Raw genomic sequence first — 23,152 nt, forward strand, 5'->3', positions numbered from 1 at the left:
CTCTCGGAGCACTCCGATGTCCTCACCCGTCCTCCCCGTCCGCACCGCGCCGCCCACCGTCCGCGACCGCTTCCCCTGGCCGCCGCTCCTCGTCCTCTCGAGCGTGATCTTCCTCTCCGTCACCGCCGAGATGATGCCCACCGGGCTGCTCCCGGAGCTCGGTGCGTCGTTCGGCGTCTCCCCGGCGCAGGCGGGGCTGCTCGTCACCGTCTTCGCGTTCACCGTGGTGCTCTCGAGCACTCCGCTGGCGCTGCTCACCCGTCGGGTGCCCAGGCGGACCCTCCTGCTCGCGGTCCTCGTCGTGCTCACACTGGGCACGGTCGCGACGGCGCTCGCGCCCAGCTACCCCCTCCTGATCGCCGCCCGGATCGTCGGCGGCGCGGGGCACGGGCTCTTCTGGGCGGTCGTCGGCGCCTACTCCGCCCGCCTCGTCCGCCCGCGCGATCTCGGCCGGGCGGTGGCGGTCACCTTCGCGGGCGGCACGCTCGCCTTCGTCCTCGGCGTGCCGCTGGGTACGGCGCTCGGGCAGCTCGTCGGGTGGCGGGTCTCGTTCCTGATCGTGGCCGGGCTGATGGCGCTGGGGGTCCTGCTGGTCCTCCGCGTGCTTCCGAGCGTCGAGGCCCCCGTCCCGACCGCCACCACCGGGTCGATCCAGACGCTGCGGCCCGGCCGCGGTGTCGGCGCGGTCGCCGTGCTCTGCGTCGCGGTCGCCGTCGCGATGACCGGCCACTACTCCTTCACCACCTACCTCGTCCCCTTCGCGACCGAGCGGATGGAGGCGCCCGCCGAGGCGGTGTCGCCGCTGCTCTTCGTCTACGGAGCCGCCGGAGCGGTCGGACTCGTCATAGCGGGCACGCGCGCGGTCACCCGCCGACCGGTCGCCGCCCTCCTGCTCGCGCTGAGCGTCGTCCTCGTCTCGTCCGTCGTGCTGAACCTGGCACCGGCGCAGCCGCTGCTGGCGCTGCCCGCGTTCGCGGTGTGGGGAGTCGCGTTCGGCGTGCTGCCCTCGCTGCTGCAGACGCGACTGCTGCAGGTGGCGGACCCGCTCATCCGCGACACCGCGACGGCGGTCTACACGGCGTCGTTCAACGCCGGCATCGGAGCGGGAGCGCTCGTCGGCTCGGTCGTCTACGGGGCGTTCGGCCTCGAGAGCACCGCCGTCGTCTACGCGGCGGGGCTCGTGCTGGCGGTGGCCCTGCTGGCGGGCGCGTCCTGGAGGACCCGCACCCGCGTCGTCGCCTCGGCGCCGTAGCGGCCGTCCGGGGAGGCGTACCTCACGCCGACGCGGTGCTCGCCGGCGGCGAGGTCGAGGGAGACCGTGAAGCCGGGGGACCGCGCCGGGATGCTCCGCCGGAGCGCGCCGTCGACGAGCACGTCCACCCGTCCGGTGCCGGCCAGCACGACGAGCGGGACGGCGCCGGCGCTCGCCGTGGCCGGAGCGAGGGGCCGCGGTGCCTGCAGGCGGACGGTCGTCGCCGCGCTCCGCCCGTCGGCGACGGCGACGATGGTCGTGACGCCCGGAGGGAGGGGCAGCGGCTCGATCGACCAGGTGCCGTCGGCGTCGGCGCGGGTCGAGGCGCGGGCAGCGCCGCCGGCCGCGTCCTCGATGGTCACGACCGCGCCCGGAGCGGCGGTGCCGTGCGCGTCGGGGAGGAGCCTGCCGGAGGGGTCCGCCGTCAGGGCGAGGGTCGGTGGGGCGGCCGTCGGGAGGGCGGTCGGCGTCGGACTCGTCGGAGCGGGGGTCGACGGGGTCGGGGTCGGGGTCGGGGTCGGGGTCGGTGTCGGCGTTCGCGACGGGGTCGGGGCGGGGGTCGCCGGGATCGGGGCCGTCGGTGTCGGGCGCGGCGAGTCCGTCGTCGTCGGGACGGGGGACGGGGCGGTCGTCGCGGGTGCGGTCGGAGCGGGCTCCGTCACCTCGGCGCTCGGCTCCGGCGCGGGGCGCAAGGCGGGTGCGGGCGCTGCGACCGGAGACGGAACGAGCGCGACGGCGGTGGACGGCGACGCGCCGGCCGTGGCGGTCGGGGTCGGCGAGGCGGCGGGGTCCGGCGTCGCCGCGAGGTCCGTCGGCGCCGACGCCTCGATGGTCGCCAGGGCGACGGGTGCCTCCGCGACCTGCTGCTCGGCGGGCGGTCCCGCCGGCGGCAGGAGCGCAGCGAGGGCGAGCCCCGCGGTCACGACTCCCGCCACGGCCACTGCCGCGATGAGGGACGCGCTCGCTCCCGCACCGGCCGACGCTCCGACCACCGAAGCACCCGCTCCGCCCGCCGATGCCCCGCCGGACGCTCCGGGCGCCGCACCCGCCGACGCCCCTGCGGCACCGCCCGCCGCCCCGTACGCGGCCGCCCCACCGACGCCGGCCGCGAGCGGCAGCAGCAGCACCGCCAGCCGTGCGCCCACTCCCGCCGCTTCGGAGAGGGCCGCGCGGCACGACTCGCACGTCGCGAGGTGGGCGTCCGTCCGCCGTCGGTCGCGGATCGGCAATCGCCCCCGTGTGTGTGCCCCCGCCCGCTCGAGGACCCACCGGCATTCCCCGTCGGCCGCGCTCGCCGAGACGTGCTCCTGGATCCACGCCCCGCGCAGGCCCTCCCGGGCGCGGTGCCCGAGCGCGGCCACCCCGTTCGGTCGGAGCCCCAGAAGGGGAGCGGCCTCGGCCGGACTCATCCCCTCGACCGCCGTGTACCAGAGCACCTCGCGCCAGCGGGCGGGCAGCGCACGGAAGGCACGGACGCCGAGGTCGCGGTCGAGCGCAGCGAGGGCGCGCTCCTCGGGTCCGTCCTCCAGGTCGGCCACGTCGCCGTCGAGAGGCCGCTCCCGCGACCCGCGCCGCCCCCAGCTGGACGCGACGTTGCGGACGGAGGTGAAGAGGTAGGGGCGGAAGGCTCCGTCGGGTCCGCCGCCGCGGGCGAGGGCGTCGAGCGTGCGGAGGAACGCCTCGGACACGAGGTCGTCGGCGTCGAGCGAGGACCAGGCCCGCGCGACGGACCGGGCCGCGGGCGCGTGCCGGCGCCACAGCTCGGCGGACGCCGCCGCGTCGCCCTCGCGCACCCGGTCGATCAGCTCGGCGTCGCCCGCCGAGTCGGCGTGCGAGCGGTCGGACCGCCCGAGCCGCGGCCCCGGCGACGCCCTGTGCGCGTTCGCCACAGCACCCTCCTCCGCTCGTCGACCCGACGATCCTGCCAGCGAGCCGAGCGATCGTCGGGTCCTGTCGCGCGGTGGAGCGCGGCCTGCGCGTTGCTAAGCTGGCCCCGCCGCGACTGGCGTTCGGATGGGTGACCATCAGGGAGCGGCACCTCCTCCGGGGCGCGCTCCGGACACTTTTCCCGCCGCACGCCTGGGCTGGAACGGATACCGTAGTCCGGGTCGCCCGTACGCGCCGAGTCGCCTCGATGCACCGGCGCGGGCACCCTCCGTTTCCCAGTCAAGGAGCGTCCGTGTCCTCTTCCACCGCCCAGAGTCCCGCGACCACCGGTGCGTCCGGATCGTTCGACCAGCCCGTCTCGGTCGTCGATCCCGAGATCGCCGCCGTCCTGCAGCAGGAGCTCGACCGCCAGCGCGGCTACCTCGAGATGATCGCGAGCGAGAACTTCGTGCCGCGCGCGATCCTGGAGTCGCAGGGCTCGGTCCTGACCAACAAGTACGCCGAGGGCTACCCGGGCCGCCGCTACTACGGCGGCTGCGAGTTCGTCGACGTGGCCGAGCAGCTCGCGATCGACCGCGCCAAGGCCCTCTTCGGCGCCGAGTTCGCGAACGTGCAGCCCCACTCCGGAGCCACCGCGAACGCCGCCGCGCTCTCCGCGCTGATCCAGCCCGGCGACACGATCCTCGGGCTCGAGCTCGCCCACGGCGGCCACCTGACGCACGGCATGAAGCTCAACTTCTCGGGCAAGCTCTACAACGCGACCGCCTACGGCGTCGACCCGCAGTCGTTCCGCATCGACATGGACGTCGTGCGCGAGAAGGCCCTCGAGGTCCGCCCGCAGGTGCTCATCGCCGGCTGGTCGGCCTACCCGCGCCACCTCGACTTCGAGGCGTTCCGCGCCATCGCCGACGAGGTCGGCGCGAAGCTCTGGGTCGACATGGCGCACTTCGCCGGCCTCGTCGCGGCGGGCCTGCACCCCTCGCCCGTCCCGCACGCCGACGTGGTCACCACGACCGTGCACAAGACGCTGGCGGGCCCCCGCTCCGGCCTCATCCTGGCCAAGCAGGAGTACGCCAAGAAGCTCAACTCGGCCGTGTTCCCGGGCCAGCAGGGCGGCCCGCTGATGCACGTCATCGCGGCGAAGGCGACGGCCTTCAAGCTCGCCGGCGAGGCGGAGTTCGCCGAGCGCCAGGCCCGCACGATCCGCGGCGCGCAGATCCTCGCCGAGCGCCTCACCGCGCCCGACGCGAAGGCCGAGGGCATCGACGTGCTCACCGGAGGCACCGACGTGCACCTGGTGCTCGCCGACCTCCGCAACTCCCCGCTCGACGGCCAGCAGGCGGAGGACCGGCTGCACGAGGTCGGCATCACCGTCAATCGCAACGCCGTGCCGTTCGATCCGCGTCCGCCGATGGTCACCTCGGGCCTCCGCATCGGCACCCCGGCGCTCGCCACGCGCGGCTTCGGCGAGAACGAGTTCACCGAGGTCGCCGACGTGATCGCCGAGGCGCTCAAGCCGTCCGCCGACCTGCAGGCGCTGCGCGCCCGCGTGGGTCGCCTCACGGACGACTTCCCGCTCTACCCCGGGCTCTGAGCCCCGATCCGCGGAGCCGCCCGGCTCCGCGGATCCCACCGGGCCCCTGGCCCTCCGCGTGCCGCGGCCGCCGTCGTCGGCGGTCCGGTGCGCGCCGCTCGAACACGAGGAGTCATCCGATGACGGCACAGGTACTCGACGGAGTCGCCACGGCGACGGCGGTCAAGGCCGAGATCGCGGTGCGGGTCGCCGCGCTGCGCGAGAAGGGGATCGTGCCGGGGCTCGGCACGCTCCTGGTCGGCGACGACCCGGCCTCCCGCTCCTACGTCGCCGGCAAGCACCGCGACTGCGCCGAGGTCGGCATCGAGTCGATCCGGGTCGACCTGCCCGCGACGGCCTCGGCCGAGGACATCCGCAGCGCGATCCGCCAGCTGAACGAGTCCGCCTCGGTGACCGGCTACATCATCCAGCTGCCGCTGCCGAAGGGCATCGACGAGAACGCGATGCTCGAGCTGATGGACCCCGACAAGGACGCCGACGGACTGCACCCGACGAACCTCGGCCGCCTGGTGCTCGGCGTCGAGGGCGAGCTCGACAGCCCGCTGCCCTGCACGCCGAACGGGGTCGTCGAGATGCTGCGGCGCCACGACATCCCGCTCTCGGGCAAGCACGTCGTGGTGGTCGGGCGCGGTCTCACCGTCGGCCGGCCGCTCGGGCTGCTCCTGACCCGCAAAGGCCTCGACGCGACCGTCACCCTGACCCACTCGCGGACGACCGACCTCGCCGCGGAGGTGCGCCGCGCCGACATCGTGGTCGCCGCCGTCGGCGTCCCCGGACTCATCGCCGCCGACTGGGTGAAGCCCGGGGCGGCCGTGCTGGACGTGGGCATCACCCGTGTCGAGAATCCGGAGACCGGTCGTGCGAAGCTCACCGGCGACGTCGCTCCCGGAGTGGCGGAGGTCGCGGGCTGGCTCTCGCCCGTCCCCGGTGGCGTCGGCCCGATGACCCGCGCCATGCTCATCCACAACGTGGTCACTGCTGCGGAGCGCGCCGCCCGCTGACCGCGCGGAAGCGCACCGGATCCCCCGGGGCGAGCTGGGCGAGGGCGTCGAGCGACGCGGAGTCGACGACGGCGACCACGGGGTAGCCGCCGGTCACCGGGTGGTCCGGTCCGAAGACGACCGGCAGTCCGGAGGGCGGCAGCTGCACCGAGCCGTGCAGCATCCCCTCGCTCGGCAGCTCGCCGCCGCGTCCCGTCGGCAGCGGCGCTCCGGTCAGCCGGAGCCCGACGCGGTCGGCGTCGCCGAGGCGCCAGGGGGTGTCGAGGAGCGCCCTCCAGGTGCCCTGAGGGAGCCGCTCCAGGCGCGGTCCCGGGTGCACGGCGAGCGTCGCTCCGTGACCCGGCGCCGGGAAGGGCCACCAGTCGAGGGCGGCGACGCCGCCGGAGGCGCGGCCGATCGCCAGCACGTCCCCGGCTCGCACCGGCTCCGGCCCCAGTGCCGAGAGGGTGTCGCGGGAGCGCGACCCGAGCACGGGCGGCACGTCGATCCCGCCCCGGACGGCGAGCGTTCGGCGGATCCCGGCGCGCAGCGGGCCCAGCCTCAGCACGGCGCCGGCCGGCAGCAGCACGGGGAGGACCCGGTCGACGCTCCGCCCGTCGATCCGCGCGTCCCCGTCGGCTCCGGTCAGGCTGATCCAGACGTCCGCGTCGGCGCGCACCGCGAAGCCCGCGCCGAGCAGCTCCAGGCCGGCGTCGTCGGCGCCACCGCCCAGCAGCCGGTTCCCGAGGCGGAGGGCTCCGGCGTCCATCGCGCCCGAGCGGCCCACGCCGAGCGCGGCGAATCCCGGACGGCCCGCGTCCTGCACGAGCGCGAGGGGGCCGGGATCGAGGACGCGGAGGCTCACCGCACGTCCCGGAACCGCACCTCGTCGCCCGGCGCGAGGAGCGCCGGCGGTGTCCGCTCGACGTCCCAGAGCACCGCGGCGGTCGTCCCGATCAGCTGCCAGCCGCCGGGGGAGGAACGGGGGTAGACGCCGGAGTTGGGGCCCGCCAGCGCCACGGATCCCGCGGGCACGCGCGTCCTCGGCTCCGCCCGGCGCGGCACCTCCGGCCAGTCGCCGAGCGCGACGAGGTACGCGAAACCGGGGGCGAACCCGCCGAAGGCCGCCCGCCACGGTGTCGCCGTGTGGCGGCGCACCAGTTCGCCGACCGTCCAGCCGAGTGCGGTCGCGGTGTCCGCGAGATCCGCTCCGTCGTACTCCACGTCCACGACGAGTCGTCGCCCCGTCGTGCTCGCCGCGTCCGTGTCCGCCGACGCGCAGACGGCCCGGATCCACCGCCCCGCCTCCGGCACTGGGAGGACGACGGGATCGAGGACGACCAGCACGGTCCGGGCCGCGGGGACGAGATCGTCGACTCCTTGCGGCCGCTCCGCCTCGAGGGCGAGCGCCAGTGCGAGGGCCTCGTCGAGACCACCCGTCTCGACCAGCACCGCTCGATCCCCGGAGGGCAGCAGGCGCGCGGGGATCACGGCACCGCGGCCGCGAGGGCGACCCCGGCCCGGGCGAGGGCGTCGCGCACGGCCTCCGCCATCGCGAGAGCGCCGGGGGAGTCGCCGTGCACGCACAGCGAGTCGACGTCGACGCGGAGGATCCCGCCGTCGCGGTCCACGACCGTCCCCTCCGTCGCCATCCGCACCGCACGAGCGGCGACGAGCGGGACGTCGACGAGGACGGCACCCTCCTCGCCGCGCGGCACGAGGGTGCCGTCGGAGCGGTAGCCGCGGTCGACGAACGCCTCGCGGACGAAGGGCAGGCCCGCGTCCCGGGCGGCGCGCTCGATCGCGGAGGAGGCGAGGCCGAGGACGGGCAGGCCCGGTGCCGCGTCGCGCACAGCGGCCGCGACGGCTCCGGCCCGCACCTCGTCGTGCACGATGCGGTTGTAGAGGGCGCCGTGCGGCTTGACGTAGCGGACGTGCGTGCCGGCCGCCCGCGCCACGGCCTGCAGCGCGCCGATCTGGTACACGACGTCGGCGTGGAGCTCGTCCGGGCCGACGGGGAGGTCTCGCCGCCCGAAGCCCGCGAGATCGCGGTACGAGACGTGCGCGCCGATCGCGACTCCCCGCTCCGCCGCGAGCCGGCAGCGGTCGAGCATGATCGAGGGATCGCCGGCATGGAATCCGCACGCGATGCTCGCGCTCGACACCACGTGGAGGATCGCGTCGTCGTCGCCGAGCTCCCACACGCCGAAGCCCTCGCCGAGGTCGGCGTTGAGGTCGATCGCAGCGCGCATGCCCCGAGCCTACGGTTCCCGTCCAGACGACGCCGGTAGCGTTGCCGGGCGCACTCGCGTCCCCCACCCCCGTCGGACCCGTCTTCGAGTGCGCCCGCCCCACGAGGAGAACCCATGCGCACCGTATCCGCCTACGCCGCCCCGTCCGCCACCGAGCCGCTGATCCCGACCACGATCGAGCGCCGCGACGTCGGCCCGCACGACGTGCTCATCGAGATCGCCTACTCCGGCATCTGCCACTCCGACATCCACACCGTGCGCGGCGAGTGGGGACCGGTCGCCTACCCGCTGACCGTCGGCCACGAGATCGTCGGCGTCGTCGCCGAGGTCGGCTCCGAGGTCTCGAAGCACTCCGTCGGCGACCGTGTCGGCGTGGGCTGCATGGTGAACTCCTGCCGCGAGTGCGAGAACTGCCTCGCGGGCGAGGAGCAGTACTGCCTGAAGGGCAACGTCGGCACCTACGCCGCCGTCGACCGCGACGGCACCATCACCCAGGGCGGCTACTCCACCCACGTCGTGGTCGTCGAGGACTTCGTCCTCCGCGTCCCGGAGTCGATCCCCTACGAGGCCGCCGCGCCGCTGCTGTGCGCCGGCATCACCACCTACTCGCCCCTGTCGCACTGGAACGCCGGCCCCGGCAAGAAGGTCGCCGTCGTCGGACTCGGCGGACTCGGCCACATGGCCGTGCAGTTCGCGCACGCCATGGGCGCCGAGGTCACCGTGCTCTCGCAGACGCTCGGCAAGAAGGACGACGGCCTGCGCCTGGGCGCCGACCACTACTACGCGACGAAGGACGAGGAGACGTTCGCGACCCTCGCGAACACCTTCGACATCATCCTGAACACCGTCAGCGCCCCGCTCGACCTCGACGCGTACCTCGGCATGCTGCGCCTGAACGGCACCATGGTGAACGTCGGCGCCCCGGCCGAGGCCCTGCCGCTGCACGTCTTCACGCTGTTCGGCGCCCGCCGCTCCTTCGCGGGCTCGGGCATCGGAGGTATCCGCGAGACCCAGGAGATGCTCGACTTCTGCGCCGAGAAGGGCATCGCGAGCGAGGTCGAGGTGATCCCGGCCTCCGAGATCAACGCCGCCTACGAGCGCGTGCTGTCGTCCGACGTGCGCTACCGCTTCGTCATCGACATCGCGACGATGACGGAGTAGTCGCTAGCCTCGCGGCATGAGCGAACGGAGTCACCCCGCGGTCGACCGCGTCCTGGCCGATCTCGCCGTGCACGGGGTGCACCCGCCCGTCCGCTGGCTCGACGAGGCCGCATCGACCGCGGCACTCGCGGCGGCGGCGCTCGGCATCGAGCCGGGTCAGATCGCGAACTCGCTGGTGTTCCTCCTCGACGGGGAGCCGCTGCTCGTGCTGACGAGCGGCGGCCACCGCGTCGACACGGAGTGGCTCGGCGGCGAGCTGGGCGGCACGATCGGCCGGGCGAGTGCGTCGGTGGTCAAGGAGGCCACGGGCCAGACCATCGGAGGCGTCGCGCCGGTCGGTCATCCTCGGGGCTTGCGCACCGTGGTCGACGAGGCGCTCGCCGAGTACGGCACGGTGTGGGCGGCCGCGGGACACGCGCACACGGTGTACCCGACCAGCGCTTCGGAGCTCGTGAGGGTCACCGGGGGAGTGCTGCGCGCGGTCGTCCCGCCCGCCTGAGGTCGCCCGGACGCAGAGGGAGCCGGCACCCGCCTCCGATCCACCGCAGTGGTCCGGAGGCGGATGCCGGCTCCCTCGTCGTGCAGCGCTCAGCGCACCCGGCCGGCGCCGTCGGCGGCGGTGACCAGGAACAGCTCCGGTGCCCGGAAGCCCTTCGCGGCGAAGGCGGCGAGGACCGCGGCGCGGACCTCCTCCTCCTTCTCGACGGGGGTGAGGGCGATCGCGGAGCCGCCGAAGCCGCCCCCGGTCATGCGGGCGCCGATGGCTCCCGCGCCCCGCGAGGCCTCGACGGCCGTGTCGAGCTCGGGAACCGAGATCTCGAAGTCGTCGCGGAGCGAGACGTGGCCGGCGTCGAGGAGCTCGCCGATGGCGCGGGGGCCCTGCTCGCGGAGGGTCCGCACGGTCGCGAGGACGCGCGCGTCCTCGGTCACCACGTGCTTCACGCGGCGGTAGGTGACGTCGTCGAGGAGCTCCTCGGCGCGCGGGAGGTCGTCGACGGACAGCTCGCGCAGCGACTCCACGCCGAGAGTCGAGGCGCCCAGCTCGCAGGAGGCGCGCCGCTCGGCGTAACCGCCCGTGGCGTGCGCGTGCTCGACCTTCGTGTCGATGACGAGGAGGACGAGTCCGGCCTCCTCGAAGCCGAGCGGGATCACCTCGGTGTCCAGGCTCCGGCAGTCCAGGAACACGGCCGCGTCGCGCTGCCCGAAGAGGGAGGCGGACTCGTCCATGATCCCGGTCGGGGCGCCGACGGCGACGTTCTCGGCCCGGCGTCCGACTCGCGCGAGCGTCGCCTTGTCGAGGTCGAGCTCCCAGAGCTCGTTCAGTGCGACGGCCATGGCGCACATCAGCGCGGCGGAGCTCGACAGCCCCGCGCCCACCGGCACGTCGGAGTCGACGAACGCGTCGAACCCGGTGCGGGCGCCCAGGTCGACGCCGTACTCGGTCAGAGCCCAGACGACGCCGAGAGGGTAGGCCGACCAGCCCGCGATCGCGCCCGGAGCGAGATCGTCGAGCGAGATCTCGACGTGCTCGGGCGAGAAGGCGCTGGCGATGCGGATGACCCGGTCCTCGCGCGGCGCGACGGCCATCGCGGTCGCGCGGTCGATCGCGAACGGGAACACGAACCCGTCGTTGTAGTCGGTGTGCTCGCCGATCAGATTCACGCGGCCGGGACCTGCCCACACGCCCGCGGGGGCGTGGTCGTACTCGCGCTCGAAGTCGCGGGCGGCGCGCTCGGCGACGGCGTCGAGCGAGGGGGAGGCGGAGGTCATCGGGTCTCCTCGGTGTCGGAGGGGGTGTCGGGGAGGGAGGCGTCGGGGCGCTGCGCGACCTCGGCCTCGAGCGTCGCCGCGTCGGCGCGCTCGATCGCGGCGCGCAGGGCGGCGGCGCTGGTCTCGGGAGCGATGTCGCCGATCCAGGCGCCCATCGCCGCCTCGCTGCCGGCGAGGTACTTCAGCTTCGTCTCGGCGCGGCGCGGCGAGGTGATCTGCAGCATCAGGCGCACCTCGTCGCGGCGCTCGTGCACGGGTGCCTGGTGCCAGGCCGCGATGTACGGCGTCGGGGTGTCGTAGAGCGCGTCGATCCCGCGGAGCAGGCGCTGGTAGACCTTCGCGAGCTCGTCGCGCTCCTCCGGGGTCGTCTCGCTGATGTCGGCGACGTGGCGGTGCGGCAGGAGGTGCACCTCGACGGGCCAGCGCGCGGCGAACGGCACGAAGGCGGTGAAGTGCTCGCCGCGGATCAGCACGCGGTCGCCGGCCTGCTCGAACGCGAGGACATCGGCGAACAGCGTGGGGCCGTAGGAGTCGAGCGACGCCAGCAGGCGCGTCGTGCGGGGCGTGACGTAGGGGTAGGAGTAGATCTGGCCGTGCGGGTGGTGGAGCGTCACTCCGATCGCCTCGCCGCGGTTCTCGAACGGGAAGACCTGCTGCACGCCGGGCAGGGCCGAGAGGGCGGCGACGCGGTCGGCCCAGGCCTCGACGACCGTGCGGGCGCGCGACGCCGAGAGCGTCGAGAACGAGCCCTCGTGCTCCGGGCTGAAGCAGACGACCTCGCAGCGGCCGACGCTGGTCAGCGTGCGGCCGAGGCCGAGGGTGCGCAGATCCTCGAGGGAGGCGGGCGCGTCCTCGTCCTCGAGCAGCGGGCCGAACGACGGCGAGCGGTTCTCGAACACCGCGACGTCGTAGCGGCTCGGCACCTCGGACGGGTTGGTCGGCGAGGCCGGTGCGAGCGGGTCGAGCTCGGCCGGCGGGAGGAACACGCGGTTCTGCCGCGAGGCGGCGATCGACACCCACTCCCCGGTGAGGACGTCCTGGCGCATGCGCGCCGTCGCTGGTCGCGGATCGAGGTCGCGGGCATCGGCGCTGCGCTCGGGCGGCAGCATCGTGTCGGCGTCGTCGAAATAGATGAGCTCTCGCCCGTCGGCGAGGGTGTGCGGGCGCTTGACGACGCCGGCGGAGAGGGGGATCGCTTCGTTCATGGCGGGACTCAGACTAGGGGCCGCTCTTCGAAAAGGAAAGCGCGGTTTCGCTTTGACAAGCCACCCCCGCCGGACCACCATGGGCGCATGAGAGCAGACGGCGAGCACGACGGGCGCTCCGCCGTCGAGCGCCGCCTCCGGATGCGACTGCTGGCCGAGCGCTCGGGCTTCGTCTCGGTCGCCGACCTGGCCGAGCGCCTCGGAGTCTCGGTGGTCACCGTCCGCTCCGATCTCGATCAGCTGGCGGGGGAGGGCTCGGTGCAGCGCGTGCGCGGCGGAGCGATCCCGTCGGCCGCCAAGCCGGGCGAGCGCTCGCTCGAGGAGGGCCTGGCCGCCGCCGCGGAGGAGAAGGCGGCGATCGGGCGCGAGGCCGCCGCGTCCGTCTCCTCCGGCGAGAGCGTGATCCTCGACGTCGGCACGACTCCGCTCGCGATCGCGCACGCCCTCGTCGCCCGCGAGGAGCTCCGCGACATCACCGTCATCACGAACGGGCTGTCCACCGCCCTCGCCCTCGAGCCGGCGATCCCGCGGTTCACCGTCGTCGTCACCGGAGGCACGCTGCGCCCGCTCCAGCACTCGCTCGTCGAGCCGCTGGCCTCCGAGATGCTCGAGCGGATCCGCGCCGACGTCGTCTTCGTGGGCTGCACGGGTGTGCATCCGCGTGCGGGGGTGACGAACGTCAACCTCCCGGAGGCGACCCTCAAGCGCCGCATGCTGCAGGCCGCCGCTCGCCGCGTCGTCGTCGCCGACTCCCGCAAGCTCGGGGTCGTCGACCTCGGCCGCGTGGCGGGCGCCGACGAGTTCGACCTCCTGCTCACCGGCGGGGCGGCCGGGGCGGGCGTCGTCGCCGAGCTGGAGGAGTCGGGCCTGGCCGTCACGCGCTGCTGATCCTCGAGCGGCGCCCGTCACCGGCATCGGTCCGTAGGATTCACGCATGGCCGACTTCACTCCCGCCCCCGCGACCGGGCGCCAGTACGCCCTCGACCTCACCGCCGAGGGCCGCACGCTCCACGCCGTCGTGACGGAGGTGGCAGCAGGGCTGCGCCACCTCTCCGTCGACGGCGTCGAGATCACCGCCGGATACCCCGAGACCACCGTGCCGCCCTTCGGGTCGGGCATCGTGCTGGTGCCCTGGCCCAACCGCGTGCGCGACGGCAAGTGGCACCACGCCGGGCGCACCCTCCAGCTCGACATCACCGAGCCGAAGTACCACAACGCGCTCCACGGGCTGCTGACCAGCACCTCCTACCGCCTCGTCGACCAGGGGCCCTCGTTCGTCGAGCTCGCCGCTCCGGTCGTCCCCCAGCGCGGCTGGCCGTTCCACCTCGAGACGACCGTGCGGTACGAGCTGCAGGCCGACGGCCTGAAGGTCGTGCACCGCGTGGTCAACGTCGGAGCAGAGGAGGCGCCGGTCGCGATCGGCACCCACCCCTTCCTCGCCATCGGCGACGTCCCGACCGACGAGCTCGACATCACCGTCGACGCGGCCGTGCACATCGAGGTCGACGAGCGGCTCAACCCCACCGGTCAGAGCCCGGTCGAGGGCACCGAGTGGGACCTGCGCCGCGGCCGCCGCATCGGCGATCTCGAGCTCGACGACGCGTGGGCCGACGTCACCGTCGTCGACGGCGAGAGCGTCCACGGCCTCAGCGCCTCCGACGGGCGCCGCGTGCTGCTCTGGGCCGACGCCTCGCACAACTACATCCAGGTCTTCATCACCCGCATCTTCCCCGAGGGCGACGACGTCAAGACCGCGATCGCCGTCGAGCCGATGACCGCTCCCGCCGAGGCGCTGAACTCCGGTCAGGGCCTGCGCTGGCTGGAGCCGGGCGAGGAGTGGACCGTGGCCTGGGGCATCCGGCACGAGGGGTTCCCCTCCGCCTCATGACGGTGACGGTGACCACCTCGACCGGGCGCGACGACGCGGCGAAGCGCGCCGCGCTCGTCCGGATGAAGCGCATCGCCACCGGCCTCCTGGTCGTGATGGCGATCGTCTTCGCGGTCTCGTTCGCGCTGCAGGACCGCTACCCGTGGCTCCAGTGGGTCAGGGCGGCCAGCGAGGGCGGCATGGTCGGCGCCCTCGCCGACTGGTTCGCGGTGACCGCGCTGTTCCGCCGGCCACTCGGGCTCCCGATCCCGCACACGGCGATCATCGCGACCAAGAAGGACGAGATCGGCACGAGCCTCGCGCAGTTCGTCGAGGAGAACTTCCTCCGCGGTGCGATCGTGCGCGAGAAGCTCGACTCGTTCGGCATCGCCCGGCGCGCGGGGGTCTGGCTGGCCGAGCCGGCCAACGCGCACCGCGTGGGCGACGAGAGCGCCGCCGCCGTCCGCGCGGCGATCGCGCTGCTCGACGACTCCCACGTGCAGGGAGTCATCGAGGCGCTCGCCCGCCGCCACCTGCTCGATCCGCAGTGGGGTCCGCCGCTGGGGAAGCTCGTCGGCGGGATCTTCGAGGCCGGGCACCACCGCCGGCTCGTCGACACGCTGGTGGAGCAGGCGGAGGCGTGGCTCGCCGCGAATCCGCAGAGCTTCACCCGCATGGTCAGCGGCAGGCTGCCGACCTGGCTGCCCTCGGCGGTCAGCCGCGCGATCGACGAGCGGCTGTACCACGAGGCGCTCGTGTTCGTGCACGCGGTCAGGGAGGAGCAGGGTCACCCGCTCCGGCTCGCCATCGACGGCTACCTCGCGACCCTCGCCGAGGACCTCGGCACCGACCCCGATCTCGTCGCGCGGGTCGAGGAGATCAAGAACCAGGCCTTCGACAGCCCGCGCGTCCGCGAGCTCGCGGGCGACGTCTGGGAGTCGACGAAGTCGTCCCTCCTCGGCGCGATGGACGACCCGGAGAGCCCGCTGCGCGCGAGCCTGGAGTCGATCGTCGTGGACCTCGGCCGCCGCCTCTCGACCGACGAGCGGCTCGCGAGCACGGTCGACGCCTGGATCGGCACCGTCGCCGCGAACCTGGTCGACCGCTACCGCGCCGACATCGCGAGCATCATCGGCGACACCATCCAGCGCTGGGACCCTCGCGAGACCTCCGACAAGCTCGAGCTCCAGGTGGGCAAGGACCTGCAGTTCATCCGGATCAACGGCACGGTGGTGGGCGCACTCGCGGGCCTCGTGATCTTCACGGTCGCGCACGCCCTCCTCGGTTCCTGAGAAGCGGTCCGGGCCGAGCGGAGTCGTCGCCGGCGATCCGCAAGCCCTCGCCGCTGTCGGTGGTCGCGCGTACGGTCGCAGCATGAGCGACAACGACACCACAGGCCCCGACATCAAGACCGAGGGCGACGTCCTCGGCGCCCGCGCCGACGACGGCAGCGACACCAGCGCCAGCAAGGACCCGTCCGACTGGGTCACCGGCGACGAGCCGATGACCGGCCCGCAGCGCAGCTACCTCGACACCCTCGCCCGCGAGGCCGGCGAGACCCTTCCCGCCGACCTCACCAAGGCGCAGGCGTCCGAGCACATCGATCGCCTCCAGACCTCGACCGGACGCGGCGAGACGAGCAACGGGCACGACTGACCCCGGCTCGACCCCGCGGGGTGCGGCGCGACGGTGAGCATTGATGCCGTCGTGCGCCCCCGTGCGGGGTGCGTCGTCCGCCTGTCGGGCTCCCTAGGTTCGTGGCATGGCGATCTCTCGGACCACGCGGACGGCCCTCGACCTCATCGACTCGCTCCGTGTTCCGGGGGCGATCGATCCCCGTCTGGCCCGGCAGGTGGCCGACTCCCTCCGTCAGCTGCTGGAGGCGGGCACGTTCGGCCCGAGTGACCGGGCCCTGCGTCGGCGCTCGAGGCAGCTGCGTCGCGGATCCGCTCTCTACTGATCGCGACCGGTCCGCCTCGACAGGGGCATCCGGATCGTGATGCAAGCGCTCCCTCGGCCCCTCCCCGGGGGGCCTGGAGCGGCGTAGGCTCGCTTCAGGCGTCCCTGCCTCTCGTCGCATCGTCGCGACGTCGGAGCGGGCGTCGGTGAGGACGACGATGTCTCAACGGGTCGCAACCCGCAGTGCTGTCAGCATCCGACTCGTGCGGTGGTACCGGACCGACGACGGATGGAGATCGGAGGTCGTGCACGGCCGCCTCCTCGAGCACCAGGCCGGGGTCTGGCGCCTGCTCGACGGCGACGAGGTGCACGACTACCCGGACTCGATCTGGTCGCTCTGCCACGAGTAGGCGCGCCGGTCACTCCTCGTCGCCGGTCACTCCTCGTCGCGAGCGAGCATCGACCACTCGTCGTAGTCCGCCACGGGCTCGGGCTGATCCTCGGCCGTGACGTGCTCGACGCGCGGTTCCAGCGCGCCGCGGCGACGGTCGAGCTCCTCGAGGGCCGCCGCATCCGCTGCGGGATCCTCCGGCGAGTCGTCCTCGACGAGGAGGAGCTGACTCGCGGGCCCGATCAGCAGTTCGGCCTGCTCGCGCTCGCCCTCGGGCGTAGTCCCTGCGACGACGATCGTGTCGGCGATGCCGCGCAGTCCCAGCTCGCGGGCGTAGGCGAGGATCCCGTGGGCCACGGCGTCCCCGACGAGCAGCGAGCCACCGGCGTAGTGAAGGCGCTTCATGCCCTCCATCGTCACCGCGCTTCTGTCTCTACGCAGGGGGATTCCGTTCGAGGAGCGGCGTCGCTAGTGGCCCGGACGAGCCCCCCACGAGCGGGGGGGCTGCCCTGAAAGGGCCTCGTCTGTCTACCCCGCGGGCGCAGATCCGCACCCCTGGGAAAACCCTTTCCATGGGTCAGCTCATCTACGGTTCCTCCGACGTCTACGAGTTCGACGACCGCGTCCTGGCCCACGTGCAGGTCGTCGTCGGCCGCAAGCTCCGTCGGCACGAGACCTTCTACCTGAGCTGGGTGAAGCCCGTCGAGAGCGGGTCCGGCCGCGTCACCGTCTGGATCTCCCCGCACATCCCGCTGCAGTTCCACTTCGTCGGCGGCCGCCCGCCGCGCCTGAACGACACCTGGCTGCGCGAGATGCTCGCGACGTCGCACGGCGACCGCGGCCTCGTCGTGACCCGCGAGCCGGAGTCGCTCCCGCTGGCGGAGCCGCCGAGGCCGTAGTGCCCTGCGGCGGGAGGGGGAGTGGGCCCCGTCGGGCTCGAACCGACGACCCGCGGATTAAAAGTCCGCTGCTCTGCCAACTGAGCTAGAGGCCCGCGGATCCAGGGTAGCGCGCCCGGCGGACCGACCCGACGGCGCTCGGACCGGGGCATATCCGGCGGCCCGCAGGCGTTACCCTCCTCGAACCCCTTCACTCCCGAGCGGACGCCTGCGCCCGCTCTCCCGACCGCGGAAGGCGGCCCCATGACAGACGGCTTCCACAAGCCGACCAAGTTCCCCTCCCACGTCTTCGAGGCGTTCCAGGGAGGCGAGGACCCCGCCCAGATCACCCGGGTGGCCCACGAGACGGCGATCGCGCTGCTCAGCCGGGTCCGCGACGACCCCGATCCGGTGATCATCGACCGCCTGGTCGAGTACACCGATCACAACGGCATCGACGCGCTCGCCGAGCTGTGGGCGCGCTCGAGCGCCTCGAGCCTGCCGGGCGCCCTCTGGCGCATCTACCTGCTCCGACTCGTCATCAGGCAGGATCCGCAGAGCACGAGCTTCCTCTACCAGCGCGGCGTGGAGCTGTCCTCCACCATCGACCCGGTGGTCGCGGGCGCCAGCACCCCCACCGGACCCGCCGAGATCACCGAGCTCGCCGACCGGATCCTCCGGGGCGTGTTCGACGGCGACTTCGCCGTGGCACTGGACCGCGCCGCCGCGTTCTGCCGCGTGAGCGCCTCCGGAGCGGCCTCGGTCGCCGACGACGTCGAGCTGATCGACGGACCGCGCGCCAGCGAGCTGACCACGCGGGCCCTCCGCCTTTCGACCACGGCCTCCGAGCTCGCCGGCTGCGCGCGGCTGTGGCGGAGCGACTCCCTGGAGTAGGCGCTGCAGCGCAAGGCCGTTCACCCACCGCGAACGCGCCTCGCGACCACCCCCGGGGCAGTGGTTAGACTGGGCGAGGCCGGATCGCAGTAACCCCGGGCTCCACTTGTAGCCGCTTCGAGCGGCCTCGCGCCGAGAGGCGTTCTGCGGTCCGGCCCCTTTCTTCCCCGCAGAACCGCACGGGAGCGAGGGCCCAGTGGCGGGTGGTCGGAGGCGGGCCGCCCCGCACCGCACGTCCGAGTCCTCGACAGACAGGCGCCACCCCGATGAAGAACCGCATCGCGTTCCGACGGGGCGCGCGGTGGTGGGCCGGGATCGGCCTGCTGGTCGCCGCAGCCCTCTACCTCCTCGGCGCTCCGCAGGTCGACGACGCCGACGGCGCCCTCCTCGGCGGAGGCGTCACCGTGTCGCAGGGCACGGTCATGCGCTCCCTGGCGGTGCTGGACGTGATCGCCGGTCTCTGGGTGCTCATCCGGCCCCGGACCTACCCCGCTCTGACGGCAGCGGCCGCAGGTCTGGTCGCCCTCTGGCTCTCGCCCCGGCTCAAGGATCCGGCGCTCGTCGACATCGGCGGATTCGCACTCGACATCCGTTTCGTGGTCCACCCCGTCGAGGTGGTCGTGATCGTCGCGGCGGTCGCCGTCGTCGTCTCGGCGGTGAGCGCCGGTTTCCAGAAGCGGGCCCGGACGGGGGAGCGACGATGAGCGACGACACCACGACCGACCTCGGTTCGCTCCTCGAGCGCATCGCCGCCGCCGATCAGGCGGCGTTCTCGGAGCTGTACGACCTCACCGCGTCCCGCGTCCTCGGACTCGTCACCCGGGTGCTGGTCGACCGCGCGCAGTCCGAGGAGGTGACCCAGGAGGTGTTCCTCGAGATCTGGCAAACCGCTGGACGCTTCGCTCCGAATAAAGGAAGCGCGACGACCTGGATCCTCACGATGGCACACCGCAGGGCCATCGATCGGGTACGCGCGGCTCAAGCGGGCCGCGACCGGGACGTGCGCATCGGAATCCGGGATCTCGGTCGTGACTACGACCAGGTCGCCGAACAGGCGGAGGTGTCTCTTGAGCACGAGAAGGTCGCAGCCGCCATGGGCAGGCTGACCGAGCTGCAGCGGCAGGCGCTGCAGCTGGCGTACTACGGCGGGTACTCGCACAGCGAGATCGCGGGGATCCTGCAGTGCCCCGTCGGTACCGTCAAGACGCGCCTGCGCGATGGAATGATCAGACTTCGAGAAGAGATGGGGGTGACCCGGTGACCGACGTGAATCGACCCGACGACCCTCGCGAGCTCGCCGCGGGCCACGCCCTCGGCATCCTGACTCCCGAGGAGCAGGCGAGGTACGAACGGTTCCTCGCCGAGCATCCGGAGGCGCGTGCCGAGGCCGACGGGTTCGCGGCAGTGGCCGACGCCCTCGCCGACGACGCGACGCCGGTGGCTCCGTCCCCGCGCATGAAGGCCGATCTCATGGCCCTCATCGCGACGACGCCGCAGCTGCCGCGGGACGAGCCGGCCCAGCCGGTCGAGACCCCGCGACTGCACGCCGTCGAGGCGGAGACGCCTTCCAGCGCTCACCGCGGCGCGGAGGAGACGGTCGCGCCGTCCACTGCGCGGCACAGCGCCGAGGCGAAGGCTCGCGGCCGCTGGTTCACCCGCCCCGCCGTCTACCTCTCGGCCGCCGCTGCGGCCGCCGTGATCGTGGTCGGCGGAGTGACGCTGCCCCAGGTCCTCTCGCCGGGCTCCGGTCAGACCCAGGAGCTCACCGCGCTGGAGGAGATCCGCAACGCCCCCGACGCGCAGGAGGCCGTCGCCACCGTCGCCTCGGGCGAGACCGCGACGCTGGTCTGGTCGGGCTCGCTCGGCCGTTCGGCGCTCGTCGTCGACGACCTCGCTCCGCTGCCCGACGGCAAGACGTACGAGCTCTGGTACATCGACTCCACCGGACCCGTGGCCGCAGGCCTCTTCGAGGGAGGCGACGGCCGGACCGTGGCTCCCCTGGAGGGCACCATGGCCGAGGGCGCCGTCGTCGCGGTGACGATCGAGGACGAGGGCGGGTCGGACACTCCGACCACCGATCCAATCGTCGCCATCGAGACCGCCTGACCGGCAAGGACCACTCGAACGAGGAGAGCCGCACCCCCGAGGGGAGTGCGGCTCTTCTCGTTCGAGGGCGCGGGATCAGCCGAAGCGGCCCGAGACGTAGTCCTCGGTGGCCTGGACGGACGGGCGCGAGAACATCGTCGCGGTGTCGTCGTACTCGATGAGCTTGCCCGGCTTGCCGGTGCCCGCGATGTTGAAGAACGCGGTGCGGTCCGAGACGCGCGACGCCTGCTGCATGTTGTGGGTCACGATCACGATCGTGTACTCGTTCTTGAGCTCCTCGATCAGGTCCTCGATCGCGAGCGTCGAGATCGGGTCGAGCGCCGAGCAGGGCTCGTCCATCAGCAGGACGTCGGGTGAGACCGCGATCGCGCGGGCGATGCACAGACGCTGCTGCTGACCGCCGGAGAGACCGGAGCCCGGCTTGTCGAGGCGGTCCTTCACCTCGTTCCAGAGGTTCGCGCCCTGGAGCGACTTCTCGACCAGGTCGTCCGCGTCGGACTTGCTGATGCGGCGGTTGTTGAGCTTCACGCCGGCCAGAACGTTGTCGCGGATCGACATCGTCGGGAACGGGTTCGGACGCTGGAAGACCATGCCCACCTGGCGGCGGACGAGCACCGGGTCGACGCCGGGGCCGTAGAGGTTGTTCCCGTCGATCAGCACCTCGCCGTCGACGTAGGCGCCGGGGATGACCTCGTGCATGCGGTTGAGCGTGCGGAGGAAGGTCGACTTGCCGCAGCCGGACGGGCCGATGAAGGCGGTGACGGTGCGGGGCTCGATGGTGAGTCCGACTCCCTCGACCGCGAGGAACTTGCTGTAGTAGACGTTGAGGTCGTTGACTTCGATGCGCTTGGACAACGGAGATCCTTCGGGTTAGCGGCCGAGCTTGGGGGCGAAGATGCGCGCGACCATGCGTGCGAGCAGGTTGAGGAGCATGACGATCAGGATGAGGACCAGCGCGCCGGTCCAGGCCCGGTCGATGTACGCGGCGGCGTCGGAGCCCTGGTCCGCGTACTGGCGGAAGACGAAGACCGGGAGGGTCATCATCCGGTCGTCGAACGGGTTGTAGTTCATCGACTGCGTGAACCCGGCGACGATGAGCAGCGGAGCCGTCTCGCCGATGACGCGGGCGATCGAGAGCATGACGCCCGTGACGATGCCGGCGATCGAGGTGGGGAGGACGATCTTGACGACGGTCAGCCACTTCGGCACGCCGAGGGCGAAGGACGCCTCGCGCAGCTCGTTCGGGACCAGCCGCAGCATCTCCTCCGTCGAGCGGACGACCACGGGGATCATCAGCACCGAGAGCGCGACCGCGCCGCCGATGCCCATCCGGACGCCCGGTCCGAAGAACAGGACGAGGAGGGCGTAGGCGAAGAGGCCGGCGACGATGGAGGGGATGCCGGTCATGACGTCCACGAAGAACGTGATACCGCGGGCCAGGGGGCCGCGGCCGTACTCGACGAGGTAGATCGCCGTCATCAGGCCGATCGGGATCGAGATGACCGCCGCGAGCGCGGTGATGATGAGCGTGCCCATGATCGCGTGCAGCGCTCCGCCGCCCTCGCCGACGACGTTGCGCATCGAGGAGGTGAAGAAGGTGATGTCGAAGCGCGCGGCTCCCGCGGTGATCGCGGTGTACATCAGCGAGATCAGCGGGATCAGCGCGACGACGAAGGCGGCGGTGACCAGCGTAGTGACGACCCGGTCGGTGGCGCGTCGGGCGCCCTCGACCAGGCGGGCCAGGACGAACACGGCGACCGTGTAGAGCACGGCGCCGAAGAAGACGGTGCCGACGACGTCGAAGCCGTCGGTCACCCCGCTGACCGCGAGGAGTGCGTAGACGACGGCCATCAGCGCGAGGCTGCCGCCGAGGAGGGCGAGGGGGGCCCACTTGGGCAGCTGCCCGCTCGTGAGCGTGTTCGTCACCGCGGGAGCGGCGTCCTCGACGCGGCGGCGCTGACGAGGAGGAGTCGTCATGGTGACCATCAGTTCGCTCCCGAGAAGGCCTTGCGGCGGTTGATGATGTAGCGGGCGAGCATGTTCACGACGAGCGTGATCGCGAAGAGCATCAGGCCGGAGGCGATCAGCTCGTTGACCTTGAGGCCGTAGGCCTCGGGGAAGCTCAGGGCGATGTTGGCGGCGACCGTGTTGGAGTTCGTCGACTGCAGCAGCGCGAAGTTCACGACGAACGACGGCGAGAGGACGATCGCGACGGCCATGGTCTCGCCCAGTGCGCGGCCGAGGCCGAGCATCGAGGCCGAGATGATGCCGGGGCGGCCGAAGGGCAGGACCGCCGTGCGGACCATCTCCCAGCGGGTCGCGCCGAGGGCGAGCGCCGCCTCCTCGTGGAGGGTCGGCGTCTGGAGGAAGACCTCGCGGGAGATCGCCGTGACGATCGGCAGGATCATGACCGCCAGCACGAGGGCCACGGTGAGGATCGTGCGACCGGTGCCCGAGACGGGGCCGGAGAAGAGCGGGAACCAGCCGAACGCGTCGGTGAGGAACGTGTAGAAGGGCTGGACGAAGGGGGCGAGGACCGTGATGCCCCAGAGGCCGAAGACGACCGACGGCACGGCGGCCAGCAGGTCGATCACGTAGCCCAGGCCCTGCGCGAGACGGCGAGGGGCGTAGTGCGAGATGAAGAGCGCGATGCCGATCGAGATCGGCACGGCGATGACGAGGGCGAGCGCCGCGGCGTACACGGTGCCGAAGACGAGGGGGCCGACGTAGGCCCAGAAGCCGGCGCCACCGGAGATCTCGTCGCTCGGCGCGGTGAGCGCGGGGATCGACTGCACGACCAGGAAGAGGGCGACGGCGGCGAGGATGACGAGGATCAGCGTGCCGGAGGCCATCGCCGTCCCGGCGAAGATCCGGTCGGCCGGGCGCTGCTTCGCCTTGATGGCGCCGACGGGCCGCTCTGCGGTGCTCATGGATGGGTTCCCTGCGTTCGGAGTGGGGGAGGGGGCCGATCCGCGAGTCGGCCCCGGACCGGTGGGGTCCGGGGCCGACTCGCGAG

The 23,152-nt window shown here is 73.0% G+C and carries 25 protein-coding genes and 1 tRNA gene; 15 read left to right on the forward strand and 11 right to left on the reverse strand.

Going from position 1 to position 23,152, the window contains the following annotated elements; translation table 11 throughout:
• The first annotated feature begins 16 nt into the window (after positions 1-16).
• Positions 17-1,252 (forward strand): MFS transporter, encoded by a 1,236-nt coding sequence (locus ASF46_RS04515; RefSeq protein ID WP_056866566.1) that lies wholly within the window; start codon positions 17-19, stop codon positions 1,250-1,252.
• On the opposite strand, the gene ASF46_RS04520 is transcribed toward ASF46_RS04515, so the two are convergent.
• Positions 1,165-3,141, reverse strand: coding sequence for a sigma-70 family RNA polymerase sigma factor (locus ASF46_RS04520; protein WP_056866567.1), 1,977 nt, complete (start codon positions 3,139-3,141; stop codon positions 1,165-1,167). The genes ASF46_RS04515 and ASF46_RS04520 overlap by 88 nt on opposite strands.
• Positions 3,142-3,431: 290 nt before the next feature.
• Between ASF46_RS04520 and glyA the strand changes: the two genes are divergently transcribed.
• Together glyA and ASF46_RS04530 are read left to right on the forward strand one after the other, a co-directional pair.
• Positions 3,432-4,733 (forward strand): serine hydroxymethyltransferase, encoded by a 1,302-nt coding sequence (glyA, locus tag ASF46_RS04525; RefSeq protein ID WP_056866568.1) that lies wholly within the window; start codon positions 3,432-3,434, stop codon positions 4,731-4,733.
• Positions 4,734-4,852: 119 nt separating this feature from the next.
• Positions 4,853-5,734 (forward strand): bifunctional methylenetetrahydrofolate dehydrogenase/methenyltetrahydrofolate cyclohydrolase, encoded by an 882-nt coding sequence (locus tag ASF46_RS04530; RefSeq protein WP_056866569.1) that lies wholly within the window; start codon positions 4,853-4,855, stop codon positions 5,732-5,734.
• Here the strand turns inward: ASF46_RS04530 and ASF46_RS04535 are convergent.
• Genes ASF46_RS04535 through ASF46_RS04545 form a run of 3 tightly spaced genes read right to left on the reverse strand, consistent with a single transcriptional unit; the run spans position 5,706 to position 7,965 of the window.
• Positions 5,706-6,578, reverse strand: coding sequence for a biotin-dependent carboxyltransferase family protein (locus ASF46_RS04535; RefSeq protein WP_056866570.1), 873 nt, complete (start codon positions 6,576-6,578; stop codon positions 5,706-5,708). The two genes, ASF46_RS04530 and ASF46_RS04535, sit on opposite strands and share 29 nt — an antisense overlap.
• Positions 6,575-7,165: a 5-oxoprolinase subunit B family protein gene (locus ASF46_RS04540; RefSeq protein ID WP_235576851.1), complete on the reverse strand. Its 591-nt coding sequence runs from the start codon at positions 7,163-7,165 to the stop codon at positions 6,575-6,577. Before ASF46_RS04540 ends, ASF46_RS04535 begins: the two co-directional genes overlap by 4 nt.
• A gap of 35 nt (positions 7,166-7,200) precedes the next feature.
• Positions 7,201-7,965, reverse strand: coding sequence for a LamB/YcsF family protein (locus ASF46_RS04545; RefSeq protein ID WP_056866571.1), 765 nt, complete (start codon positions 7,963-7,965; stop codon positions 7,201-7,203).
• A 114-nt stretch (positions 7,966-8,079) separates the two neighbouring features.
• Here ASF46_RS04545 and ASF46_RS04550 point away from each other — a divergent pair, with 114 nt between their 5' ends.
• Both ASF46_RS04550 and ASF46_RS04555 read left to right on the forward strand, forming a co-directional pair.
• Positions 8,080-9,126 carry an NAD(P)-dependent alcohol dehydrogenase gene (locus tag ASF46_RS04550; RefSeq protein WP_056866572.1) on the forward strand — a complete coding sequence of 349 codons (1,047 nt, stop codon included), beginning with the start codon at positions 8,080-8,082 and terminating at the stop codon, positions 9,124-9,126.
• Positions 9,127-9,142: 16 nt separating this feature from the next.
• Positions 9,143-9,625 carry a YbaK/EbsC family protein gene (locus tag ASF46_RS04555; protein ID WP_056866573.1) on the forward strand — a complete coding sequence of 161 codons (483 nt, stop codon included), beginning with the start codon at positions 9,143-9,145 and terminating at the stop codon, positions 9,623-9,625.
• An 89-nt stretch (positions 9,626-9,714) separates the two neighbouring features.
• On the opposite strand, the gene galK is transcribed toward ASF46_RS04555, so the two are convergent.
• Together galK and galT are read right to left on the reverse strand one after the other, a co-directional pair.
• Positions 9,715-10,896 carry a galactokinase gene (gene galK / locus ASF46_RS04560; RefSeq protein WP_055787587.1) on the reverse strand — a complete coding sequence of 394 codons (1,182 nt, stop codon included), beginning with the start codon at positions 10,894-10,896 and terminating at the stop codon, positions 9,715-9,717.
• A complete protein-coding gene (galT, locus tag ASF46_RS04565; protein ID WP_082485249.1) occupies positions 10,893-12,101 on the reverse strand; it encodes a galactose-1-phosphate uridylyltransferase in 1,209 nt (402 codons plus the stop codon). Before galT ends, galK begins: the two co-directional genes overlap by 4 nt.
• 87 nt (positions 12,102-12,188) lie before the next feature.
• On the opposite strand from galT, the gene ASF46_RS04570 reads away from it, so the two are divergent.
• The 5 genes from ASF46_RS04570 (at position 12,189) to ASF46_RS04590 (ending at position 15,928) form a co-directional block, all read left to right on the forward strand.
• Positions 12,189-12,989, forward strand: a complete 801-nt coding sequence (locus ASF46_RS04570; RefSeq protein WP_056866574.1) for a DeoR/GlpR family DNA-binding transcription regulator — start codon at positions 12,189-12,191, stop codon at positions 12,987-12,989.
• Between the two features lie 46 nt (positions 12,990-13,035).
• Positions 13,036-13,989 carry an aldose 1-epimerase family protein gene (locus ASF46_RS04575; RefSeq protein ID WP_056866575.1) on the forward strand — a complete coding sequence of 318 codons (954 nt, stop codon included), beginning with the start codon at positions 13,036-13,038 and terminating at the stop codon, positions 13,987-13,989.
• On the forward strand, positions 13,986-15,260 hold the full coding sequence (locus ASF46_RS04580) for a DUF445 domain-containing protein (RefSeq protein ID WP_056866576.1): 1,275 nt from the start codon (positions 13,986-13,988) through the stop codon (positions 15,258-15,260). The genes ASF46_RS04575 and ASF46_RS04580 overlap by 4 nt, the downstream gene beginning before the upstream one ends.
• An 82-nt stretch (positions 15,261-15,342) precedes the next feature.
• Positions 15,343-15,624 (forward strand): DUF3072 domain-containing protein, encoded by a 282-nt coding sequence (locus ASF46_RS04585; protein WP_056866577.1) that lies wholly within the window; start codon positions 15,343-15,345, stop codon positions 15,622-15,624.
• Positions 15,625-15,730: 106 nt separating this feature from the next.
• Positions 15,731-15,928: a hypothetical protein gene (locus ASF46_RS04590; protein ID WP_056866578.1), complete on the forward strand. Its 198-nt coding sequence runs from the start codon at positions 15,731-15,733 to the stop codon at positions 15,926-15,928.
• A gap of 375 nt (positions 15,929-16,303) precedes the next feature.
• On the opposite strand, the gene ASF46_RS04595 is transcribed toward ASF46_RS04590, so the two are convergent.
• On the reverse strand, positions 16,304-16,663 hold the full coding sequence (locus ASF46_RS04595) for a hypothetical protein (protein ID WP_157602204.1): 360 nt from the start codon (positions 16,661-16,663) through the stop codon (positions 16,304-16,306).
• Positions 16,664-16,830: 167 nt separating this feature from the next.
• Here ASF46_RS04595 and ASF46_RS04600 point away from each other — a divergent pair, with 167 nt between their 5' ends.
• Entirely contained in the window at positions 16,831-17,157 is a 327-nt protein-coding gene (locus ASF46_RS04600) for a hypothetical protein (RefSeq protein WP_056866580.1), read from the forward strand.
• Positions 17,158-17,179: 22 nt separating this feature from the next.
• Here ASF46_RS04600 and ASF46_RS04605 read toward each other — a convergent pair.
• Positions 17,180-17,252: transfer RNA gene (locus ASF46_RS04605), tRNA-Lys, on the reverse strand.
• A 148-nt stretch (positions 17,253-17,400) separates the two neighbouring features.
• On the opposite strand from ASF46_RS04605, the gene ASF46_RS04610 reads away from it, so the two are divergent.
• The 4 genes from ASF46_RS04610 (at position 17,401) to ASF46_RS04625 (ending at position 20,136) form a co-directional block, all read left to right on the forward strand.
• Positions 17,401-18,030 (forward strand): hypothetical protein, encoded by a 630-nt coding sequence (locus ASF46_RS04610; protein WP_055787611.1) that lies wholly within the window; start codon positions 17,401-17,403, stop codon positions 18,028-18,030.
• 266 nt (positions 18,031-18,296) lie between these two features.
• Positions 18,297-18,734 (forward strand): hypothetical protein, encoded by a 438-nt coding sequence (locus ASF46_RS04615; protein ID WP_056866581.1) that lies wholly within the window; start codon positions 18,297-18,299, stop codon positions 18,732-18,734.
• Positions 18,731-19,291 (forward strand): ECF RNA polymerase sigma factor SigK, encoded by a 561-nt coding sequence (gene sigK, locus ASF46_RS04620; protein ID WP_055787617.1) that lies wholly within the window; start codon positions 18,731-18,733, stop codon positions 19,289-19,291. The genes ASF46_RS04615 and sigK overlap by 4 nt, the downstream gene beginning before the upstream one ends.
• Positions 19,288-20,136: an anti-sigma factor domain-containing protein gene (locus tag ASF46_RS04625; RefSeq protein WP_056866582.1), complete on the forward strand. Its 849-nt coding sequence runs from the start codon at positions 19,288-19,290 to the stop codon at positions 20,134-20,136. Before sigK ends, ASF46_RS04625 begins: the two co-directional genes overlap by 4 nt.
• A gap of 75 nt (positions 20,137-20,211) precedes the next feature.
• Here the strand turns inward: ASF46_RS04625 and pstB are convergent, their stop codons facing one another.
• From pstB to pstC, 3 genes are read right to left on the reverse strand one after another with little or no spacing between them, the layout of a single operon-like run.
• Positions 20,212-20,991, reverse strand: a complete 780-nt coding sequence (gene pstB, locus ASF46_RS04630) for a phosphate ABC transporter ATP-binding protein PstB (RefSeq protein WP_055787623.1) — start codon at positions 20,989-20,991, stop codon at positions 20,212-20,214.
• A gap of 15 nt (positions 20,992-21,006) precedes the next feature.
• Positions 21,007-22,122, reverse strand: coding sequence for a phosphate ABC transporter permease PstA (gene pstA / locus ASF46_RS04635; RefSeq protein WP_200919661.1), 1,116 nt, complete (start codon positions 22,120-22,122; stop codon positions 21,007-21,009).
• On the reverse strand, positions 22,122-23,066 hold the full coding sequence (gene pstC / locus ASF46_RS04640) for a phosphate ABC transporter permease subunit PstC (protein WP_055787626.1): 945 nt from the start codon (positions 23,064-23,066) through the stop codon (positions 22,122-22,124). The genes pstA and pstC overlap by 1 nt, the downstream gene beginning before the upstream one ends.
• Between the last annotated feature and the right edge of the window lie 86 nt (positions 23,067-23,152).

It is taken from the genome of Rathayibacter sp. Leaf296 (assembly GCF_001423045.1).
Taxonomy (GTDB): Bacteria; Actinomycetota; Actinomycetes; order Actinomycetales; family Microbacteriaceae; genus Rathayibacter; species Rathayibacter caricis.

Bases quoted from the DNA above. Each gene is read 5' to 3' on its own strand.
- ASF46_RS04515 (WP_056866566.1), top strand. From the start codon at position 17: ATGTCCTCACCCGTCCTCCCCGTCCGCACCGCGCCGCCCACCGTCCGC.
- ASF46_RS04530 (WP_056866569.1), top strand. From the start codon at position 4,853: ATGACGGCACAGGTACTCGACGGAGTCGCCACGGCGACGGCGGTCAAG.
- ASF46_RS04545 (WP_056866571.1), bottom strand. From the start codon at position 7,965: ATGCGCGCTGCGATCGACCTCAACGCCGACCTCGGCGAGGGCTTCGGC.
- ASF46_RS04550 (WP_056866572.1), top strand. From the start codon at position 8,080: ATGCGCACCGTATCCGCCTACGCCGCCCCGTCCGCCACCGAGCCGCTG.
- ASF46_RS04555 (WP_056866573.1), top strand. From the start codon at position 9,143: ATGAGCGAACGGAGTCACCCCGCGGTCGACCGCGTCCTGGCCGATCTC.
- galK (WP_055787587.1), bottom strand. From the start codon at position 10,896: ATGACCTCCGCCTCCCCCTCGCTCGACGCCGTCGCCGAGCGCGCCGCC.
- galT (WP_082485249.1), bottom strand. From the start codon at position 12,101: ATGAACGAAGCGATCCCCCTCTCCGCCGGCGTCGTCAAGCGCCCGCAC.
- ASF46_RS04570 (WP_056866574.1), top strand. From the start codon at position 12,189: ATGAGAGCAGACGGCGAGCACGACGGGCGCTCCGCCGTCGAGCGCCGC.
- ASF46_RS04575 (WP_056866575.1), top strand. From the start codon at position 13,036: ATGGCCGACTTCACTCCCGCCCCCGCGACCGGGCGCCAGTACGCCCTC.
- ASF46_RS04580 (WP_056866576.1), top strand. From the start codon at position 13,986: ATGACGGTGACGGTGACCACCTCGACCGGGCGCGACGACGCGGCGAAG.
- ASF46_RS04585 (WP_056866577.1), top strand. From the start codon at position 15,343: ATGAGCGACAACGACACCACAGGCCCCGACATCAAGACCGAGGGCGAC.
- ASF46_RS04590 (WP_056866578.1), top strand. From the start codon at position 15,731: ATGGCGATCTCTCGGACCACGCGGACGGCCCTCGACCTCATCGACTCG.
- ASF46_RS04595 (WP_157602204.1), bottom strand. From the start codon at position 16,663: ATGAAGCGCCTTCACTACGCCGGTGGCTCGCTGCTCGTCGGGGACGCC.
- ASF46_RS04600 (WP_056866580.1), top strand. From the start codon at position 16,831: ATGGGTCAGCTCATCTACGGTTCCTCCGACGTCTACGAGTTCGACGAC.
- ASF46_RS04610 (WP_055787611.1), top strand. From the start codon at position 17,401: ATGACAGACGGCTTCCACAAGCCGACCAAGTTCCCCTCCCACGTCTTC.
- ASF46_RS04615 (WP_056866581.1), top strand. From the start codon at position 18,297: ATGAAGAACCGCATCGCGTTCCGACGGGGCGCGCGGTGGTGGGCCGGG.
- sigK (WP_055787617.1), top strand. From the start codon at position 18,731: ATGAGCGACGACACCACGACCGACCTCGGTTCGCTCCTCGAGCGCATC.
- pstA (WP_200919661.1), bottom strand. From the start codon at position 22,122: ATGGTCACCATGACGACTCCTCCTCGTCAGCGCCGCCGCGTCGAGGAC.
- pstC (WP_055787626.1), bottom strand. From the start codon at position 23,066: ATGAGCACCGCAGAGCGGCCCGTCGGCGCCATCAAGGCGAAGCAGCGC.